Here is a 19,036-nt window from a genome sequence, read left to right as displayed (position 1 = left end):
GGGGTATTTTCTAATGTTCCAAATCTCTAATTGGAATATATTTTCTTTTCTGTTACCAGTTCATTAATAATACTGGTCACTTTATAGAATCCCTTTAAATCTTCCGGGGATACATGAGCGCGAACAGCGTCATTAAACTTAAAGACAACCTCCTTGGAGTAATCTCTTTTTTGTTTTCCAAAGTCTGTTAAGCATATTAACACCCCACGTCCATCATTTGGGTTTGGCTTTCTGACGATCAATCCTTTTTCTTCCATGCTTTTTAAAATTCTGGATAGGCTCGTTCCTTCCATGCCCATTTTTGGACCTAATGTTGTGGATGAGGATCCTGATTCGGGATCAATACTCAACAAGGTAAAACCAATGGCCATTGTGCTTTCTTCTTTGGCAGCTTCTTCATTGTACATCTTTGCTACAGCTTGCCATGTAGCTCTTAATACATAATCTATTGTCTTATCCTTCATCATTCTAATGTGGTCATACCCAAATATACGAAAAATTTATTATGCATGCATAGTAAATGAATTAATTTTTTGTAAATATTTTAAGAGCTATTTTATAAGGAATAGAAACAAAATGCGCCCCTAAGAGGAGCGCTATACTAGTGAATAATAGTATTATTCGGGTTGATACATGGCCTTATAAAGTCCCATGTATTTTTCTTTGATAATTCTTCGTTTTAGTTTTAAAGTAGGAGTGAGGTGGCCTGCTTCTACGCTCCATTCCTCAGGAGTTAATTCAAACTTTTTAACCTGCTCCCAGCGACCAAACTGTTGGTTGTAGGTAGACACTTCTTTTTCAATACGTTCTATGACCTTAGGGTTTTTTACCAAATCATTATTGTCCGTGAACTCTATTTTTCGGCGTTTGGCCCATTGTTTTACAAATTCAAAGTTTGGTTGAATAAATGCACATGGCATTTTCTCTCCCTCTCCAACAACCATAATCTGTTCGATAAAACGTGATTGTTTCATCTGATTTTCTATGATCTGGGGCGCAACGTATTTCCCTCCGGAAGTTTTAAAGATCTCTTTTTTACGATCCGTAATTTTTAAGAACCCATCCTGGTCAATTTGGCCGATATCTCCTGTATGAAAATAACCACCTTCCATGGCTTCTTGGGTTTTTTCTTCATCCTTATAATAACCTAGCATAATGTTTGGCCCTTTACAGAGGATTTCTCCATCCTCCGCAATTTTAACCTCTACATTGGCAAGCATACGTCCAACAGTTCCAATTTTCCAACCACGATTGTTCTGGTCATTTACAGCTATAACAGGGGAGGTTTCTGTAAGTCCATAACCTTCCATTACAGGAATGCCTGCAGCTCCAAAGATTCTCGCTAATCGCGGTTGAAGGGCAGCACTACCAGAGACTAATATCTTTAGGTTTCCACCAAGACCTTCTTGCCACTTACTAAAAATTAATTTACGAACTATACTCAATTTAAATTCATACCAACCACCGTTAGTTCCATAGGGCTCAAATTTTTCTCCTAATGCAATGGCCCAGAAAAACAGTTTTTTCTTAATCCCGCTTAAGCCGCTTCCAGTAGTGTGTATCTTGTCAAATACCTTTTCGATAAGTCGTGGCACAACAGTCATAACATGCGGTTTGACTTCTTTCAAGTTATCACTCATCTTTTCAATAGACTCAGCAAAATAGATGCTAATACCACAATATTGATACAAGTAAACCACCATGCGTTCGAAAATATGACAAATGGGAAGAAAACTAAGTGCCTTGTCACCTGAGGATAATGGTACGCGCTCTTCACTTCCGAGTACATTGGATACAATATTATTGTGTGAAAGCATCACAGCTTTTGGTTTACCCGTGGTTCCGGAGGTGTAAATTAGTGTTGCTAAATCATCAGCAGTTACCGCGTCCTTTCTTGCCTCAACTTCCTGTTGATTGTTAGTGTCTTCTCCAAGACTGTATATCTCCGAAAGACTTTTAATGCCTTCTAGTTCTCTAAAAGCGTAGACTTCTTTTAATCCTGGAACCTCACTTTTTATAGCGTTTAATTTTTCCAGAATTTCCATATCACTAACGATACAGTACTTCGCTTCAGAGTGATTTAAAATGTAGGAGTAATCATCCGCTGAAATAGTGGGATAAATAGGTACGTTTTGAGCACCTGTTTGTAGTATTCCAATATCCGCAATATGCCAGTCTGCATTGTTATTATGTGATATGATGGCAATTTTATCATTAGGTTCCACGCCTAAACGAAGAAGTCCTCGACTTAATTGATTAGCGCGATCGACATACTGTTGAGAGGATACTGTCTCCCATTTTCCGTCGTATTTCGTTGCTAATGCGGTATCTAGGTTGAATTTGTCCAGCTGATAATACGGGAAATCAAACAAACGGGTCACCTTATCCATAACTATAAGTAATAAGAATTATAATATGCAAAATATGAAATTTGCTGACTATATTCAAGACTCGACATAAAAAAAGGAGCTGTTTGTGACAACTCCTTTATTTCTATCGTATGTGAAATGATTGTATCTATTTCTTTTCTAGCCATTTTCTGGCATTTACAAAGGCTTCTAACCATGGAGAAACTTCATCATTTCTTCCTTCTGGGTAATTTGCCCAGTTCCATTGGAAGATGGATCGTTCAAAATGCGGCATAGTCACCAGGTGTCTACCATCATCAGAAACCATCATAGCGGTATTGTAATCAGAACCGTTTGGATTGGCAGGGTAGCCTTCATAACCATATTTGGCTACTATGTTGTAACGTTGTTCTTCATAAGGAAGTTTAAATTTACCTTCCCCATGGGAAACCCAAATCCCCAGGGTACTTCCCGATAAAGATTTAAGCATTACTGAATTGTTATCTTGAATGGTAACCGAAGTAAAAATACTTTCGTGTTTACCACTGTCATTATGGTGCATCTTTGGTTTTTGTTCGTGATTTGGATAAACCAAGCCGAGTTCCATCCAAAGTTGACATCCATTACAAATACCTACTGAAAGTGTATCTTCTCTTTTGAAAAAGTTTTCAAGTGCTTGATTAGCCTTGTCATTGTACAAGAATGCTCCAGCCCATCCTTTTGCAGATCCCAAAACATCCGAGTTGGAGAAACCTCCAACAGATCCAATGAACTGAATGTCTTCTAGGGTTTCACGCCCGCTGATTAAATCGGTCATGTGAACGTCCTTTACATCAAATCCAGCTAGATACATGGCATGAGCCATTTCTCTCTCGGAATTACTTCCTTTTTCACGTAAAATGGCAGCCTTTGGTCGTTTGCCATTAAATTGCTCAATTTTTCCGCTAAAGTGTTTTGGGAAATCATAGCGTAGCGGTTGAGCTTTATAATTGTTGTATCGCTCGGTGGCAAGACCGTTTTTAGTCTGTTTTTGATCGAGTAAATGTGAAGTCTTAAACCATACATCTCTAAGATGGCTTACACTGAAAGAGAAGCGATCGTCATTATTTACGATCTGAAGTCGATCTCCTTCTATTGTTTGGCCTATTTTGTACGCTTTAATCCCTGCCTTTTCAAAAGTATCCTCAATTTCAGCATCATCATTAGCCTGAACAACGACACCAATATTCTCATTGAAGAGTACTTTTATAGAATCTTGTTCTCCTAGTGCTGATAAGTTGAGTTGTGCTCCCAAATTGGTGTTTGCAAAACACATTTCCAATAAGGTGGTGATTAAACCTCCACTTCCGATATCGTGTCCCGCAGCAATCTGATCATTTTTAATGAGTTCTTGTAGGGTGTTGAATGTATTTTTAAAACCATCTGGATTGGTTACCGTAGGCGCCTGACTTCCAATGGTACCAATGATTTGTCCAAAAGAAGAACCTCCAAGTTTAAACTGATCCTCTGACATGTTGATATAATAAAGACTACCAGCATTTTGTTTTAATACAGGTTCAATTACCTTTTTAATATCGCTACAATGTCCTCCAGCAGAGATAATAACTGTTCCCGGTGCGATGATTTCGTCATCGGGATATTTTTGTTTCATTGATAGGGAGTCTTTACCGGTTGGGATGTTAATCCCAAGGGCAATAGCAAACTCAGAACAGCCTTCTACTGCTTTGTATAAACGTGCATCTTCGCCTTCATTTTTACAAGCCCACATCCAGTTCGCTGATAGGGAGACAGATTTAAGTCCTTCTTCAAGCGGAGCCCAAACGATGTTGGTTAGCGCCTCGCCTATTGAGTTTCTACTTCCTGCTACCGGATCAATAAGCGCTGAGATAGGTGAATGTCCAATGGAGGATGCAATCCCGTGTTTTCCTTTATAATCCAGGGCCATAACACCACAGTTGTTTAAAGGAAGTTGAAGTGGTCCGGCACATTGTTGTTTAGCAACAAGTCCGGTTACACAACGGTCAACCTTATTGGTTAACCAATCCTTGCTTCCAACGGCTTCCAATTGTAATAAAGCCTCTAGATAGCTGTTGAGATTCTCAAGGGTATAGGGTTGATCCTTATATGCTCTTTTAATTGTTCTGTCGGTCATTATGGTTTTAGGGGAACTTCCGAACATATCGGAAAGCGCTAAATCCATAGGTTTTTCACCACTAGATTTAGATTGGAAACTAAATACTTGATCCTCGGTCACCTCACCTACCTCGTATAGTGGAGTACGTTCACGTTCGGCTACTTTGATTAGTTTGTCTTTGTGTTGTTCTCCAATAACAAGTCCCATGCGTTCCTGAGATTCGTTACCGATAATTTCTTTAGCAGATAGGGTAGGGTCTCCAACCGGAAGTTTGTCCAGATCGATGTTTCCACCGGTATCCTCTACTAGTTCAGATAGGCAGTTTAAATGTCCTCCAGCACCGTGATCGTGGATGGAAACAATCGTATTCTCATCACTTTCAACCATACCTCTTACAGTATTTGCAACACGTTTTTGCATCTCTGGGTTGGAACGTTGTACGGCGTTGAGTTCTATTCCGCTACTGAATTCACCGGTATCTGCAGAAGAAACAGCGGCACCACCCATTCCGATGCGGTAGTTCTCACCTCCCAATACGATAATTTTATCGCTGGCCTGTGGTTTTCCTTTTATAGCTTGTGATAGTTTTCCATATCCAATTCCTCCTGCAAGCATAATGACTTTGTCGAAGCCCAGTTTTCTAGCCTTTTCTCCAAGTTCATCATGTGCCTCATCATGTTCAAAGGTTAGAACTGAGCCACTAATAAGGGGTTGACCGAATTTATTTCCAAAATCTGATGCTCCATTTGAAGCTTTTATAAGAATGTCAATAGGGGTTTGATATAACCATTTTCGCTCGGACATATTATTTTCCCATGTTCTGTCTTTATCGAGTCTTGAGTATGAAGTCATATAAACTGCCGATCCCGCTAATGGTAAGGAACCTTTTCCACCGGCTAGACGGTCCCGTATTTCTCCTCCAGACCCAGTAGCAGCACCGTTAAAAGGTTCTACTGTGGTAGGGAAGTTATGGGTTTCTGCTTTAATTGAAAGTACAGAGTCGTATTCTTTTTCTTGGTAGAAATCGGGTTTTTCAGCAGATTTAGGCGCAAATTGAGTAGCCTTAGGCCCTTTTAAGAAGGCAACATTATCCTTATATGCTGAAACAATAGTATTGGGATTTTCTTCCGAGGTTTTTTTAATCATTTTAAAAAGCGAAAGCTCTTTTTCTTGACCATCAATAACAAAAGTCCCGTTGAAAATTTTGTGTCTACAGTGTTCTGAATTGACCTGAGAAAAACCAAAAACCTCTGAATCGGTTAATTTACGACCTAACTTTTTTGCCAGTTGATTTAAATAATCAACCTCTTCTTCATTTAAAGATAACCCCTCTTTTAAATTGTAGGCCTCTATATCCTCGATTTCTTGAATTGATTCCGGTTTAATATCCACTTGGAAGATGGATTGATTTAGGGAATCAAATTTTTGAGATAACATTACATCAAAATCCTTGGTGTCATTGGAACACGATAGAAATTCTTCGATTCGAATAATTCCTCGAATGTCCATGTTTTGAGTGATTTCCACTGCATTGGTACTCCATGGGGTAATCATTGCTGCTCGAGGACCAATAAAAAAAGCGTCAATGGACGCCGAATCTATTTTTGGCTGATCGCCAAATAACCAAACTAATTTTGAATTATCCTCCGTAGAAAGTTCGCTATTGGTTTGAACGGCGTAAACCTTAGTTTTCGGGTTTCCGAAGAAAAGAATCATAGGGTTGCTGTGTTTATGTCTTTTTAATGAGACCAGTTGTATAAAATAAAGTGCAAATTTAAGTAATTCTATCCTATTTTGAACTACATATATTTGGTGATTTTGAATTCAAAATGTTCGCGTCAATACAGCTGTCAACCACATGGGAGTTAGCAGCTGTACAATACCTGAAAAAGAGCGCATGTTTTTAAATTGCTCTTAGTGATTTATTTTTTCAAGGCCTTTTTAATTCCGGCAACAACAAGGGGTTCCATGATCGCGTAGCCTTCTGAAGTAGGGTGTACGCCGTCGTGTGCTAATTCTGGGCTTAAGCCTTTTTGGTCATTGACCATAGCTGCATAATAGTCGACATAAACGATTTGGTTATTATCAGCATATTCTTTTAGCATTTTGTTTAGCTCGATGACTTTGTCTGCTGGTTTGATTGAAGGTCTCCAAGGAAAGTTGTTCGAAGGCAAAACGGAACAAATTACAGGCTGAATGTTATTGGCCTGAGCAAGCTCAACCATGGAGATGATATTTCCGAAAATATCTTCTAAGGCAATTGGGCCGGTATTTTCTGCGATATCGTTAATTCCAGCTAAAAAGGTCACAACTTCAGGGTTAAGATCAATGACATCTCTTCTAAAGCGAAGTAGCATCTGTGAGGTAGTCTGTCCACTGATCCCTCGGTCAATATATGGATTGTCTTTAAAAAATTCCGGACGGGCATTGATCCAACCTTCGGTAATTGAATTTCCCATGAAAACCACTCGATTCTCCTTGGCCTTGGTAAGAGAAAGTGCAGCGTTTTGTTCAGCGTATTTTTTAAAGTTGGCAAACTCTGTTGCTGTTTGTTGGCTAAAGGATTGTAAGAAGCTAAGCATAAGGGTCATTAAAAGTAATTTTTTCATTTCAGTGGTGTTTATGAATATTCAAGTCCAACCAAAGATAGTTAAAATTGGAAATAGGAGCAGGAGTAAATATGTTAAGAATAAGACTTGTTGTGTGGTGTCTTTTGTAGAAAAGTTGGTGAGGTGAGATGTTGGTTATTTTTGAATTAGTCGATTCCAAATCAGAATAAATGTGATTTCTAAAAATCACATTTAAAGCTAGATACATACAGCTAACTAAAGTGTAGGTTTACAACTTAATCCCAGCGATTATTGGCTTGAATTCCTCCCCAGATGATGGTAGCTAAATAGGGATTGTCAATGAATGGATTTCTATTTCCTTGAACTTTTTCGATTCGGTTATTTCGCTGAATTTCAAATTCACTAACGGGATCTTTAGCATTCCATTTAAGAAAGAGTTCAAGAGAACCAACATCTTCAAAGGATTCAGCGTAGCGCAAGTTTAGATACATGATCATTCTAGCGACATCGCCTTCCCAACGCTCTCCGGGGTACCATGATTTACCTTTTAGTTTATAAGCTCCTTGGCCGTCCGTGAATGGAAGATTGCCGCGTTTGGAGTTGACCTGTCTGTCGCATACTCTTAAATGATGTAAATCACCTTTAGCTGTATTGATAATTAATGACTGCGGATATACATGTTCTGTATTAAAAGACTGCGGCTTATAATGGTTGCCTCCAGAGATGTATTCCTTCCAAAAACGGATTTCACCCGAATACATTAAAATAACGCTGTCTCCGTATTTGGGATTACCATCAACATCGTAAAGGTGCTTATGTCGCGCACTATAACTCTGAATATTGACATGCTTGGCAATTGTGGTGGCAGCTAGGTCATCATACAAGGCATCGCCTGTTTGATTAAAATTGATCTGTTTGTAATAGTCCTGTATATCTGATGGGATATGAAATGCTATATTACTGCTATCAGACTGAGAATTAGTTACTTTTTTAAGTTTCTTTTCACTGTCTTTACAACCAAAGAAAAGCACTACAATCCCTAAAAGGGCAACTAATAGTCTTGGTGTGGTTGATTGCATAAAAGTCATAAGTTGAGCACCTTTTTTAGCTGGTTTTTTCCAAGAGGGCCATATAGAAGCCATCAAACCCCGCTTCGCAGGCAAGTATTTTTTTATCCTTAATGAGTTTGTAGTTTTTTCCGTCTTCTGATTCCAAAAAGGAAGCTACCTGTTCTTGATTTTCAGAGGGTAGAATAGAACATGTGGCATAAACCATTTTACCGCCCACTTTTAGCAATTTGGAATAACTCGCTAAAATCTCTTGTTGTGTTTGTCTAATAGTATCGAGAAACTCAGGCTGAAGCTTCCATTTAGCATCTGGATTTCTTCGCAAAACACCAAGTCCACTGCAAGGGGCATCGATTAGTACTCGATCCATTGAATTGTGAAGTTTTTTAATAACCTTACTTGAATCAATTGCTCTAGTTTCTATGTTGTGAGCACCGTTTCTGCGAGCGCGTCTTTTGAGCTCGTTCAATTTATTGCTGTAAATATCCAAAGCAACGATCTGACCTTTGTTCTCCATTTTCGAAGCCAGGTGTAGCGTTTTCCCTCCGGCACCTGCACAACAATCGGCAACACGCATTCCTGGGGAAACATCTAATAATTCAGCTACAAGCTGCGATGAGGCGTCTTGCACTTCAAAGAGTCCGTTTTGAAAAGCCTCTGTTTTAAAAATATTTGCCCTCTCCTTTAAGACTAGTGCATCTGGATAATTCTTTATAAAATCTGTATCGATATTGTCCTCACGAAGTAGCTTTTGAAGTGTTTTCTTATCAGTTTTTAATCTGTTTACCCTAATAATAACTTCTGCTTGTTGGTTTAAGGCGTGAATTTCCTTTTCCCATACGTTTTCACCGAGTTCTTTAACAGCTAAAGCATCCATCCAATCCGCAATGGATTCACGGTATTTGCGTATTTTGTTGAGTTCGTCAAATCTCCCTTTGATTCGTCTACTGGGTGTGCCTTCTAATTGTTTCCAATCCGGCAGGCGTACACCTTTCAGTACTGCCCATACTGCAAAGATTCGCCACAGGTTTTCTCTGGTATAAGGTTCTTTTACCTCTGCGATCTCCGCATATAATCGTTTCCATCTGACGATGTCATAGGTAGTTTCAGCTATAAAACCACGATCTCGCGCACCCCAACGTTTATCTCGCTTAAGGAGTTGTTCTACAACTTTATCTGCATACTTACCTTCATTAAAAATAAGCTGGAGTCCGTCAATGACAGCATATACAAGATTTCTGTGAAGTCGCATAAATATTTTGAATGTTTTAGTTCAACCAATTGCCGGTTGTATAATTTGAGTGCAAAGGTATTGCTTTGTGAACTATTAAACTTATTTTTATGCAAAGAAATATACGCGTATTATGCAGAAACTTATTTTAATTTTGTTAGGGGTACTTGTAGGTTCATGCGTTAACCAACCCTATGTCCCACACCAGTATACAGCAGTAGATGTTCAAGATCTTTATCTCGATACCACCAGTATAAGAGCCATTACCTTAATGCAAGGGAATCTTGGGTTTGCAGGTTCTAATAACACTTTTGGCATCTACAATACGCAAGCAAATAAAACGGTTTCGAAGCAAATAGGACCAGATAGCCTTGAATTGGAATTTAGAGCTGTCGCCTCAACCAGTACGGACTTTTTTATGCTCACCATAGAAAGTCCTGCATTGTTGTATAAAACAGGAGATCAAGGCGATATGGAAGTGGTCTATAAAGAAGAAGGAGAACAGGTGTTCTACGATGCTATGCAATTTTGGAATGATCAAGAAGGAATTGCAGTAGGGGATCCTACTCATGGATGTTTGTCAATAATTATTACCAGAGATGGAGGTCAGACATGGAATAAACTTAATTGTAACATCTTGCCAGATCAAGTTGAAGGCGAGTATGCCTTTGCCGCTAGCAATACAAACATTGCCGTTGTTGGAGATCATACTTGGATTGCCACAGGAGGATCTAAAGCACGCGTTTTTTATTCTCCGGATAAAGGCAAGACTTGGGAAGTATTTGATACGCCAATAGTGCAAGGGGATGCAAACCAAGGAATTTACTCCATAGCTTTTTACGATGAAAAAACCGGATTTATTATTGGAGGGGATTATTCCAAACCAAATCTCAACAAGGCTAATAAGGCCTTCACCAAAGACGGAGGAAGAACTTGGCAGCTAGTGGCTGACGGACAACAACCAGGATATCGCTCTTGTGTACAATACGTCCCGGGAAGCCAAGCAAATGAACTGATTGCGGTAGGTTTTAAGGGGATTTCGTTTACCAATGACTCTGGAGCAAATTGGAAGCAGTTGTCCGATGAATCTTTCTATACGTTAAAGTTCATAAACGACAGTACTGCTTTTGCAGCTGGCAACGGAAGGATCTCTAAACTGAGCTTCCATTAAGATATGGCGCCTGGATTGAGGATTACTTTTTTTTCTTAGCGATTGCAAATAAGAATATCATTCCAGCAAATAACGCAGAAATTCTAGCGATATAATCCCCGTATTTCACATAGAATGTTTTTTTATCATTTGTGCTAACTGCAGCAGATAAAGTTCCTTTTTTAGAATAGCCTAGCTGCTTTAGAATTTCTCCTTTTTCGTTGATAAAGGCCGAGATACCGGTGTTTGCACTTCTGGCAACACTTTTTCTCGTTTCTATAGCACGGAGTCTGGCATAACTCAAATGTTGTTGATGGCCCTGCGTATCACTCCACCAAGCGTCATTAGTGATGATGGTTAAGAAATTCGCCCCCTTTTGAACATAACCAGTAACAAACTCCCCATAAATGGACTCATAACATATAATAGGTGCCACCTTTATGGTTTCCGTGGTATTGCTAAAGACGGACCGTTCTTTTTGAGTAGCTCTCATAGCAACAGTTCCTCCTAGATCTAACATAACATTGCCCAATAGGGGCTCAAGTATACTTTTAAAAGGAAAGGTTTCAACTCCAACGACTAATTTGGACTTTATATACTTTTGACTACTTCCAGCATGGTCAATTTGTACTGCGGCATTGTAAAAATCAAACCAGCCTTGAGGATAAAGGTTTGCCGTGGGTGTAGGTCTACTACTATTTGGATAATGCTTGTAAAAATCAACTCCTGTGATAAAGTGTAGATCGGGGTATTTGCCGACAAACTGTTGTAGTAATCGTTTTTCTGGCGATACATCAAAGTTTTTAATCGAAGTGCCGCGCGATAGTGCAGTCTCCGGGGCAATCACATAATCAGTTTGTGCATTGATATCAGTTGAAGCCAAGGTAATTAAATCCTGAGCCATTTGGGTGTTTTGAATGTTGTATTTTTCAGAATAGGGATCAATATTAGGCTGTAACAAGGTGACTTGAACGTATTGTTTTCCCGGTTCGTAGGTTTGGAAAATCCATAATGAAATAATTATAGGAATAGCAATTACTAGAACATTCTTCCCGATTCCAATACCTAATTGTCTTGTGTTCGCATTAGATTTAAACCGTATCATGGTTTTGAAAAGTCCAATATTGACCAGCCATACCCACAGACTGCCTCCGAAGACTCCTGTGTATTGATACCATTGTATCCAATTGATATTTTCTGAAAACACGTTTCCAAGATTCAACCAAGGCCAAGAAAAGTCCCAATTGAGATGGAATTTTTCAAATGACATCCAAATAACCGCTAAGAAAATCAAGTGAATTTTTGCGGGTAATCTTTTAGCAACAATGTGGTACAATAAAAACACAATGGTCATGAGTAGGGAATTCACTAAAATGGCGAATAACATACCAAAAGGGGTGGAGTACCAAATCCACCATGTGGTAATTGAATTCCAAATCAAAAATGTCATATAAGCGGTTAAAAATACCTTACGCTTCTTATTACCGGTGTTGGAATTACGTATGTTTTCTTCAGCTAATAACAGGGGAACAAATCCGATAAAGATTAATAGAGCCACACCATAGGTGGGCCATGACAACCCTAACAGTAACCCGGAGAGCAATGCAAGAATGATATTTTTCTTCATGAAATTCAATTAGAGTACGAATATCCAAATAATTATTGAAACCACATAGGGAATCACTTTGGTATGATAATACTAATTTTTTGTTCTTAAAAAGGATGGCGTAGAGGTGTTCGGAAGTGAACCAAGAGGTTGATTTGCTAATTGACACACATAAAATCACTGATTTGAATTCAATCGATTTTCTTTTTCTACTATTCAATACTTAGACGGCTGAGTAGGCACAAGTTGACTGCTCCATAGAATTAGGGAGTCAAATTAAAATTAAATTGTAATTTTACGGCACTAACAGCTAAGTGAAAAACCATGAAAAGATATATTCCTAACGCCCTTACTTTATTAAATTTATCAGCTGGTATTATTGCGGTCATTTTGGCGGTACAAGGACACCTGATCCTAGCAGCTTATTTTGTGTTTGCCGGAATATTCTTTGATTTTTTTGATGGGATGGCAGCTCGTCTTCTCAATGTTGAAGGAGAATTAGGATTGCAGTTGGACTCTTTGGCTGATGTAGTGACCTCCGGGGTTGTACCTGGAATTGTATTGTATCAGTTGTTTCAATTGAGTCTGGGAGAAAACTTTATTCCAGGCACAACCATACTAGGGGCGCACCCGGGTGAAGGATTGGCAACAATGCATCTTTTGCCATTTTTTGGACTATTGGTAAGCTTAGGTTCCGCGTATCGTCTGGCTAAATTTAATATAGACGACCAGCAAACTTCCTCCTTTATAGGACTACCAACCCCTGCAAATGCATTGCTTATACTTTCTTTGCCGTTAATGTTGTATTTTCAGCCAGGATCCTTTGATGTGGTAATATTGAATAAATGGTTTTTAATTGGATTGACAATCTTTTCCACCTATATCCTAAATGCCAGAATCCCGTTGTTTGCATTAAAATTTAAAACCTGGGGATTCAAAGAAAATGCAATCCGCTATGTATTTTTAATAGCTGCTTTACTATTGTTAATTCTATTACAGTATGCCGGAATTCCACTGGTTATTTTTCTATATATTTTGTTGTCAATATGGTCGAATTATAGCAAAGCAAACTAGCCTTCCAAAATGGATCTTAGAAAGTGAGAATGAAATAAATGTTTATTGGAGGATTATTTTTCCAATTCAAATTCGGCAAGAGGAGCCATCCTGGCCTTGGTGATCTGAAGCTTGTTCCCATTGATAATATAGGTGTCTGCTTTTTGAAGAACCCCCATAAACTGGTCTTCGATGTCCATGTTTTCACAGGCCATCATAGTACTCATCATTTGGCTTGTTTCAAAACGATTGCCTTCTTTTAGGGTATAGGTCCCGCCAAATGAATTACATCCGGAATTTCCACTAAGTCTTTTGTCTTGTCCATCGAAGATGATAAATACTTTTAGTGCACTTTTATCCAATTCAGACAGGGGTTGACCCATAAGTTTACTAAGCTTCCATTTTTTATCCACTAATGATGCTTCTGCGTTTTCAGGCTCAGAATTTACTTGTTCTTGTGAAGTAGTGGTTTGCTCATTTTGGGCGCCCTTTTTGTTGTTCACTCCATTACAACTTAGGGATAGTACAAGGCTAATTGAAGTAAAAAGCAATCCAAGAGTTTTCATAATATGTGCTATTAAGGTTTATGAATGGAAATCTAATTTCTTTTTTCGAAGTTCGAAGTTTTGTCCTAAGTATACTTTTCGAACCATCTCATCGGCAGCTAATTCCTCAGGGATTCCAGCCTTTAAAATGCTCCCTTCAAACATTAGATAAGAGCGTTCTGTAATCGCCAAGGTTTCCTGTACATTGTGATCGGTAATTAAGATACCGATATTTTTATTTTTTAACTGTGCTACAATCCTTTGAATGTCTTCAACCGCTACAGGGTCAACTCCCGCAAAAGGCTCATCTAGTAAAATAAAACTAGGGTCAGTTGCTAGAGCTCGGGCGATTTCAGTTCTCCTTCGTTCACCACCGGAGAGTAAATCTCCACGGCTTTTTCTAATATGTCCCAAACTAAACTCATCGATAAGCGCTTCCATCTTCATTTTCTGTTCCTTTTTACTGAGCTTGGTAAGTTGAAGCACACTCATGATATTGTCTTCAATACTTAATTTTCTAAAGACAGAGGCTTCTTGGGCCAGGTATCCAATACCATGTTGCGCTCTTTTGTACATAGGAAACTTAGTGATCTCCTTATCATCAAGGAAAATCTTTCCCCCATTGGGTTTTATCAGCCCCACAATCATATAAAAGGACGTTGTTTTTCCCGCGCCGTTAGGTCCTAGTAATCCCACAATCTCACCTCGATTTACCTCAAGTGAAATTCCTTTTACCACCTTACGTCCCTTATAGGACTTCATTATATTCTCCGCTCTTAATTTCATTCTAATGTTTTGGGCACTTAATAATTTAGCTTGGTTTCAAAAATATGGAATTAGAATTTAAAACTCTTCAAATTAGAATAGTTTTAGTATTCCTGCTCCTGTAAGGCATCCCAAAACTCATAGGCTTTCCTTAAGTGAGGAATAACAATACTTCCGCCGACAACAGTTGCAATTCCTAAAGCTTCAACAACCTGCTCTTTGGTATATCCTAACTCATGGCAGGTTTCCAAATGGTACTTTATGCAATCATCGCAACGCAGGACTGTGGAGGCTACCAAACCGAGTAATTCTTTTGTTCCTACATCTAAAGCCCCATCCATATAGGCATTGGTGTCCAGATTGAAAATGCGTTTGATCAGCTTGTTGTCATCCGATAAAATGCGATCATTCATTTTTTTGCGGTAGTCGTTAAACTCTTCAACTTGATTTGCCATTTTATGCTTTGCTTTTTTGTTTCTTTAGTTTACGTGCATCCCTTTTTAATACAACTTTGGAAATGTAAATACTTACTTCGTAGAGTACTAATATAGGGATTGCCACGATAATTTGGCTTGTGATGTCCGGCGGAGTAATTACTGCTGATAAGATTAACACTATCACAATCGATATTTTTCGGTATTTTCTTAAGAAATCAGGGGTTACCAGACCTATCTTAGTCAAGAAATACATGATGATTGGAAGCTCGAAAATAAGTCCACATGCAATGACTGAAGATCGTATTGTCGAGATATAGGAGGTTAAATCAATATCATTAAAGACCTCCTGGCTGACATGGTAATTGGCAAGGAAGTTTATGGATAAAGGAGCGATAACATAGTATCCAAATAGTACACCGATAAAGAATAATAAGGATGCAATCAAGATAAATCCTCTTGAATTTTTTCGTTCGTTTTCATACAGACCTGGACTTATGAATCGCCATACTTCCCAAAGTATATATGGAAATGCCAAAATAAATCCAGCCCAAATTGAGGTCCAAATGTGAGCAGAAAACTGTCCGGACATTTGTCTACTTTGAATTCTAAAATCGGGACCGGTACAAAATGCCTCATTCATTCCCAATGACCTGGTGAGATTACAAAAAAATTGATAGGTCGGGAAATCTGCTCTTTTCGGTCCAAATAAAATGGTGTCAAATATAAAATCTTTGGCTAAAAAAGCGACAACTCCGACAATGACCACAGCTAATGATGATCGAATTAAATGCCATCTTAATACCTCCAGATGATCGAGGAAAGACATTTCTTTTTCTTCCTCTCCAGTTCCTAATTTCTTTGTCATTATATAATACCTTCTTTAATTAAGTCATGTAGATGTATGACTCCGTAATAATTTTCATTTTTTTCCACTAAAAGCTGAGAGATTCCAAACTCATCCATTACATCCAGCGCATCAACAGCTAAAATATCTGCGTTGACTCTTTTAGGATTTAAGGACATGATATCCTTGGCTTTTAAATCATTGATGTAGTCGTATTTGCTCAACATCCTACGAATATCACCATCGGTGATAATCCCCACGATTTTGTCATCCCTAGTAACCGCAGTTACTCCCATGAGCTTTTCGGAGATTTCGACAATAACATCTTTTACGCTGCTCTGTTCGGTGACCTGTGGTTTAAGATTCATACGGGCTATATCTTTCACCCGTAAATATAGTTTTTTTCCCAATGCTCCCCCAGGATGATATTTGGCAAAATCAGCACTGCTAAATTTGCGAAGACTCAATAGACAAATAGCCATAGCGTCTCCAATAACCAATTGGGCAGTAGTACTCGTGGTCGGAGCAAGGTTGTTAGGGCATGCTTCTTTTTCCACAAAGGAGTTTATAACATAGTCCGCCTCCTGTGCTAAGTAAGACTCAGTATTTCCTGTAATCGCAATGAGTTTATTAGGCCCATCCTTTATAAATGGTACTAAAACTTTTATTTCTGCGGTATTTCCACTTTTAGAAATGCAGATCACAACATCGTCCTTTAATATGGTGCCCAAATCTCCATGTATGGCATCTGCAGCATGCATAAAAACAGCAGGTGTTCCGGTGGAATTCAAGGTTGCTACGATTTTTGTGGCAATTATCGCGCTTTTTCCAACGCCTGTAATAATTACTCTACCGTTTGAGTTATAGATGTGCTCTATGGCATCAGCGAAGGCATCGTCCACAAATTGGGCAAGGTTTTTGATAGCATCGCTCTCAGTATCAATGACCTTGATAGCATTAGCAATAATCGCATTTTTGGTGCTCAAATTTTTAAAATTTTATATTTGCATAAACTAAAGATTAATTAGTATCTTTAGTAGTGCAAATGTATATAAAATAGTAAAACGAAAGGATGAGTTCAGCTGAAATTGACTTACAGGGGGCGCTAAAAGAATATTTTGGATTCAGTCAGTTTAAGGGGTTACAGGAAAAAGTAATAAAGAGTATCGTTAACGATCGCAATACGTTTGTTATAATGCCTACTGGTGGAGGAAAGTCTCTCTGCTATCAACTCCCTGCTCTTGTTAAAGAAGGCACTGCCATTGTGATATCACCTTTAATTGCGCTAATGAAAAACCAAGTGGATGCCATTAGAGGAATTTCTTCTGATAAGGGGATTGCGCATGTATTAAATTCTTCATTAAATAAATCGGAAATCCGTCAGGTCAAAGAAGACATCACTAATGGTGTAACGAAGCTGTTGTATGTTGCACCAGAGTCCTTGACAAAGGAAGAGTATATCGAATTTTTTAGATCGGTAAAAATTTCTTTTGTAGCGGTGGATGAAGCGCACTGTATTTCAGAGTGGGGGCATGACTTTAGACCAGAATACAGAAATATTCGCACCATTATTCAACGATTAGGGGACGATATTCCAATTATAGCACTTACGGCTACGGCAACTGCCAAAGTTCAAGAGGATATTCTCAAGAACTTGGGCATTGGCGAGGCCAATGTCTTTAAAGCTTCATTTAATAGACCAAATCTTTACTATGAAGTACGACCAAAAACTAAAAACGTTGAAGCGGATATTATTCGGTTTGTCAAGCAAAATGCCGGTAAATCCGGAATTATATATTGTTTGAGTCGTAAAAAAGTGGAAGAGCTGGCGCAAACCCTTGAGGTAAACGGTATAAAGACTGTTCCTTATCACGCCGGTTTAGACGCTAAAACCAGAGCCAAGCACCAGGACATGTTCTTAATGGAAGATGTGGATGTGGTTGTTGCTACAATAGCATTTGGTATGGGAATTGACAAACCTGATGTTCGATTTGTGATTCATCACGATATTCCAAAAAGTATCGAAAGTTATTATCAAGAGACTGGAAGAGCAGGTCGTGATGGGGGAGAAGGGCACTGCTTGGCATTCTATGCCTATAAAGATATTGAGAAGCTGGAGAAGTTCATGAGTGGTAAACCGGTCGCGGAACAGGAAATAGGTCATGCATTGCTGCAAGATATGGTGGCCTATGCAGAAACTTCTATGTCCAGAAGAATGTATATCCTTCACTATTTTGGAGAAGAATTTGATCCTGTAAGTGGAGAAGGTGGTGCCATGGATGATAACGTTCGTTATCCTAAGAAAAAGCACGAGGCCAAGGACGAGGTGATTAAAATTCTCAAAGTCATCAAAGGCACCAAGCAGAAGTACAAAGCCAAAGAAATTGTGAACACCTTAGTTGGAAAGGTTAATGCGCTTATAAAATCACACAAAACAGATGAACGTCCATTCTTTGGGATTGGAAAGGATTATGAGGCCGCTTATTGGATGGCGCTGATACGTCAAGTATTGGTACAGGGGTTTATCAGAAAAGAGATTGAGCAGTACGGAGTATTGCATTTAAATGAGAAGGGTATTGAATTCTTGAATAATCCGGAATCATTTAAAATGACAGAAGACCACAGTTATTCTGATGAGAATGTAGATACAATTGTAACGGCATCCAAAGCTGGAGCTGCAGTGGCAGATCCTAAATTGCTCGTCCTGCTTAAGGACCTTAGAAAGCAACAGGCTAAGAAATTAGAAGTTCCTCCTTTTGTTATTTTCCAGGATCCTTCCCTGGAAGATATGGCACTTAAATATCCTGTGGATGTTGAGGAGCTATTAAATATCCATGGCGTGGGAGAGGGAAAAGCGAAAAAATTCGGAAAGCCTTTTCTACAGCTTATTCAGCAATATGTGGAAGATAATGACATCATTAGACCAGATGATCTAGTGGTAAAATCTACTGGAGCAAATTCCGCCTTAAAACTTTATGTAATTCAAAATATAGATCGAAAACTGCCATTGGATGATATTGCATCTTCCAAAGGAATTTCCATGGATGACTTGATTAAAGAAATGGAACAGATCGTCTATATGGGTACCAAGCTCAATTTGGATTACTGGATTGATGAGATCCTTGATGAAGATCAGCAAGAGGAGCTACAGGATTATTTCTTAGAGGCGCAAGATGATAAAATTTCACACGCCATGGAAGAGTTTGACGGGGATTATGAGGATGATGAAATCCGTTTATTCCGAATAAAATTCATTAGCGATGTCGCTAATTAAAAAGCTACGGTT

At 38.7% G+C, this 19,036-nt stretch carries 15 protein-coding genes; 3 read left to right on the top strand and 12 right to left on the bottom strand.

All coding sequences use genetic code 11. From position 1 onward, the window contains the following. Positions 1 to 26: 26 nt before the first annotated feature. The 6 genes from ACN0TV_RS10670 to ACN0TV_RS10645 form a co-directional block, all read right to left on the bottom strand. The gene (locus ACN0TV_RS10670; RefSeq protein ID WP_417362991.1) at positions 27 to 464 is read right to left on the bottom strand and encodes a MarR family winged helix-turn-helix transcriptional regulator; all 438 of its coding nucleotides are present in this window, start codon (positions 462 to 464) and stop codon (positions 27 to 29) included. Between the two features lie 153 nt (positions 465 to 617). Continuing rightward, positions 618 to 2,390 (bottom strand): AMP-dependent synthetase/ligase, encoded by a 1,773-nt coding sequence (locus tag ACN0TV_RS10665; RefSeq protein WP_417362871.1) that lies wholly within the window; start codon positions 2,388 to 2,390, stop codon positions 618 to 620. A 127-nt stretch (positions 2,391 to 2,517) separates the two neighbouring features. After that, positions 2,518 to 6,198 carry a phosphoribosylformylglycinamidine synthase gene (purL, locus tag ACN0TV_RS10660; protein WP_417362869.1) on the bottom strand — a complete coding sequence of 1,227 codons (3,681 nt, stop codon included), beginning with the start codon at positions 6,196 to 6,198 and terminating at the stop codon, positions 2,518 to 2,520. 206 nt (positions 6,199 to 6,404) lie between these two features. After that, positions 6,405 to 7,091 (bottom strand): SGNH/GDSL hydrolase family protein, encoded by a 687-nt coding sequence (locus ACN0TV_RS10655; RefSeq protein WP_417362867.1) that lies wholly within the window; start codon positions 7,089 to 7,091, stop codon positions 6,405 to 6,407. Between the two features lie 236 nt (positions 7,092 to 7,327). Continuing rightward, complete coding sequence (locus ACN0TV_RS10650; protein ID WP_417362990.1) at positions 7,328 to 8,140, bottom strand: endonuclease I family protein; 813 nt, start codon at positions 8,138 to 8,140, stop codon at positions 7,328 to 7,330. 16 nt (positions 8,141 to 8,156) lie between these two features. Next, complete coding sequence (locus ACN0TV_RS10645) at positions 8,157 to 9,371, bottom strand: RsmB/NOP family class I SAM-dependent RNA methyltransferase (RefSeq protein ID WP_417362865.1); 1,215 nt, start codon at positions 9,369 to 9,371, stop codon at positions 8,157 to 8,159. Positions 9,372 to 9,483: 112 nt separating this feature from the next. Between ACN0TV_RS10645 and ACN0TV_RS10640 the strand changes: the two genes are divergently transcribed. Then, the gene (locus ACN0TV_RS10640) at positions 9,484 to 10,521 is read left to right on the top strand and encodes a VPS10 domain-containing protein (RefSeq protein WP_417362863.1); all 1,038 of its coding nucleotides are present in this window, start codon (positions 9,484 to 9,486) and stop codon (positions 10,519 to 10,521) included. Positions 10,522 to 10,543: 22 nt separating this feature from the next. Here ACN0TV_RS10640 and lnt read toward each other — a convergent pair whose 3' ends face one another. After that, the gene (gene lnt, locus ACN0TV_RS10635) at positions 10,544 to 12,127 is read right to left on the bottom strand and encodes an apolipoprotein N-acyltransferase (protein ID WP_417362861.1); all 1,584 of its coding nucleotides are present in this window, start codon (positions 12,125 to 12,127) and stop codon (positions 10,544 to 10,546) included. Positions 12,128 to 12,430: 303 nt separating this feature from the next. On the opposite strand from lnt, the gene ACN0TV_RS10630 reads away from it, so the two are divergent. After that, positions 12,431 to 13,180 (top strand): CDP-alcohol phosphatidyltransferase family protein, encoded by a 750-nt coding sequence (locus ACN0TV_RS10630; protein WP_417362859.1) that lies wholly within the window; start codon positions 12,431 to 12,433, stop codon positions 13,178 to 13,180. Between the two features lie 53 nt (positions 13,181 to 13,233). Here the strand turns inward: ACN0TV_RS10630 and ACN0TV_RS10625 are convergent, their stop codons facing one another. From ACN0TV_RS10625 to ACN0TV_RS10605, 5 genes are all read right to left on the bottom strand, one after another. Next, positions 13,234 to 13,725 (bottom strand): META domain-containing protein, encoded by a 492-nt coding sequence (locus ACN0TV_RS10625; protein ID WP_417362857.1) that lies wholly within the window; start codon positions 13,723 to 13,725, stop codon positions 13,234 to 13,236. Between the two features lie 18 nt (positions 13,726 to 13,743). Further along, on the bottom strand, positions 13,744 to 14,490 hold the full coding sequence (gene lptB, locus ACN0TV_RS10620; RefSeq protein ID WP_417362856.1) for an LPS export ABC transporter ATP-binding protein: 747 nt from the start codon (positions 14,488 to 14,490) through the stop codon (positions 13,744 to 13,746). 83 nt (positions 14,491 to 14,573) lie between these two features. Then, positions 14,574 to 14,924, bottom strand: coding sequence for a carboxymuconolactone decarboxylase family protein (locus ACN0TV_RS10615; protein ID WP_417362854.1), 351 nt, complete (start codon positions 14,922 to 14,924; stop codon positions 14,574 to 14,576). A 1-nt stretch (position 14,925) separates the two neighbouring features. Then, the gene (tatC, locus tag ACN0TV_RS10610; RefSeq protein WP_417362852.1) at positions 14,926 to 15,771 is read right to left on the bottom strand and encodes a twin-arginine translocase subunit TatC; all 846 of its coding nucleotides are present in this window, start codon (positions 15,769 to 15,771) and stop codon (positions 14,926 to 14,928) included. Beyond that, a complete protein-coding gene (locus tag ACN0TV_RS10605; protein WP_417362850.1) occupies positions 15,771 to 16,736 on the bottom strand; it encodes a KpsF/GutQ family sugar-phosphate isomerase in 966 nt (321 codons plus the stop codon). Before ACN0TV_RS10605 ends, tatC begins: the two co-directional genes overlap by 1 nt. 86 nt (positions 16,737 to 16,822) lie before the next feature. Here ACN0TV_RS10605 and recQ point away from each other — a divergent pair, with 86 nt between their 5' ends. After that, on the top strand, positions 16,823 to 19,024 hold the full coding sequence (recQ, locus tag ACN0TV_RS10600) for a DNA helicase RecQ (RefSeq protein ID WP_417362848.1): 2,202 nt from the start codon (positions 16,823 to 16,825) through the stop codon (positions 19,022 to 19,024). Positions 19,025 to 19,036: the final 12 nt, after the last annotated feature.

The sequence above is a fragment of the Galbibacter sp. genome, assembly GCF_048266365.1.
Lineage (GTDB): Bacteria > Bacteroidota > Bacteroidia > Flavobacteriales > Flavobacteriaceae > Galbibacter.
Note: the sequence above shows the minus strand (reverse complement) of the source record. Positions and strands in the feature narration are given on the sequence as shown.

Coding starts and splice junctions, on each gene's coding strand:
- ACN0TV_RS10670 (WP_417362991.1), bottom strand. CDS start 464: ATGAAGGATAAGACAATAGATTATGTATTAAGAGCTACATGGCAAGCT.
- ACN0TV_RS10665 (WP_417362871.1), bottom strand. CDS start 2,390: ATGGATAAGGTGACCCGTTTGTTTGATTTCCCGTATTATCAGCTGGAC.
- purL (WP_417362869.1), bottom strand. CDS start 6,198: ATGATTCTTTTCTTCGGAAACCCGAAAACTAAGGTTTACGCCGTTCAA.
- ACN0TV_RS10655 (WP_417362867.1), bottom strand. CDS start 7,091: ATGAAAAAATTACTTTTAATGACCCTTATGCTTAGCTTCTTACAATCC.
- ACN0TV_RS10650 (WP_417362990.1), bottom strand. CDS start 8,140: ATGACTTTTATGCAATCAACCACACCAAGACTATTAGTTGCCCTTTTA.
- ACN0TV_RS10645 (WP_417362865.1), bottom strand. CDS start 9,371: ATGCGACTTCACAGAAATCTTGTATATGCTGTCATTGACGGACTCCAG.
- ACN0TV_RS10640 (WP_417362863.1), top strand. CDS start 9,484: ATGCAGAAACTTATTTTAATTTTGTTAGGGGTACTTGTAGGTTCATGC.
- lnt (WP_417362861.1), bottom strand. CDS start 12,127: ATGAAGAAAAATATCATTCTTGCATTGCTCTCCGGGTTACTGTTAGGG.
- ACN0TV_RS10630 (WP_417362859.1), top strand. CDS start 12,431: ATGAAAAGATATATTCCTAACGCCCTTACTTTATTAAATTTATCAGCT.
- ACN0TV_RS10625 (WP_417362857.1), bottom strand. CDS start 13,725: ATGAAAACTCTTGGATTGCTTTTTACTTCAATTAGCCTTGTACTATCC.
- lptB (WP_417362856.1), bottom strand. CDS start 14,490: ATGAAATTAAGAGCGGAGAATATAATGAAGTCCTATAAGGGACGTAAG.
- ACN0TV_RS10615 (WP_417362854.1), bottom strand. CDS start 14,924: ATGGCAAATCAAGTTGAAGAGTTTAACGACTACCGCAAAAAAATGAAT.
- tatC (WP_417362852.1), bottom strand. CDS start 15,771: ATGACAAAGAAATTAGGAACTGGAGAGGAAGAAAAAGAAATGTCTTTC.
- recQ (WP_417362848.1), top strand. CDS start 16,823: ATGAGTTCAGCTGAAATTGACTTACAGGGGGCGCTAAAAGAATATTTT.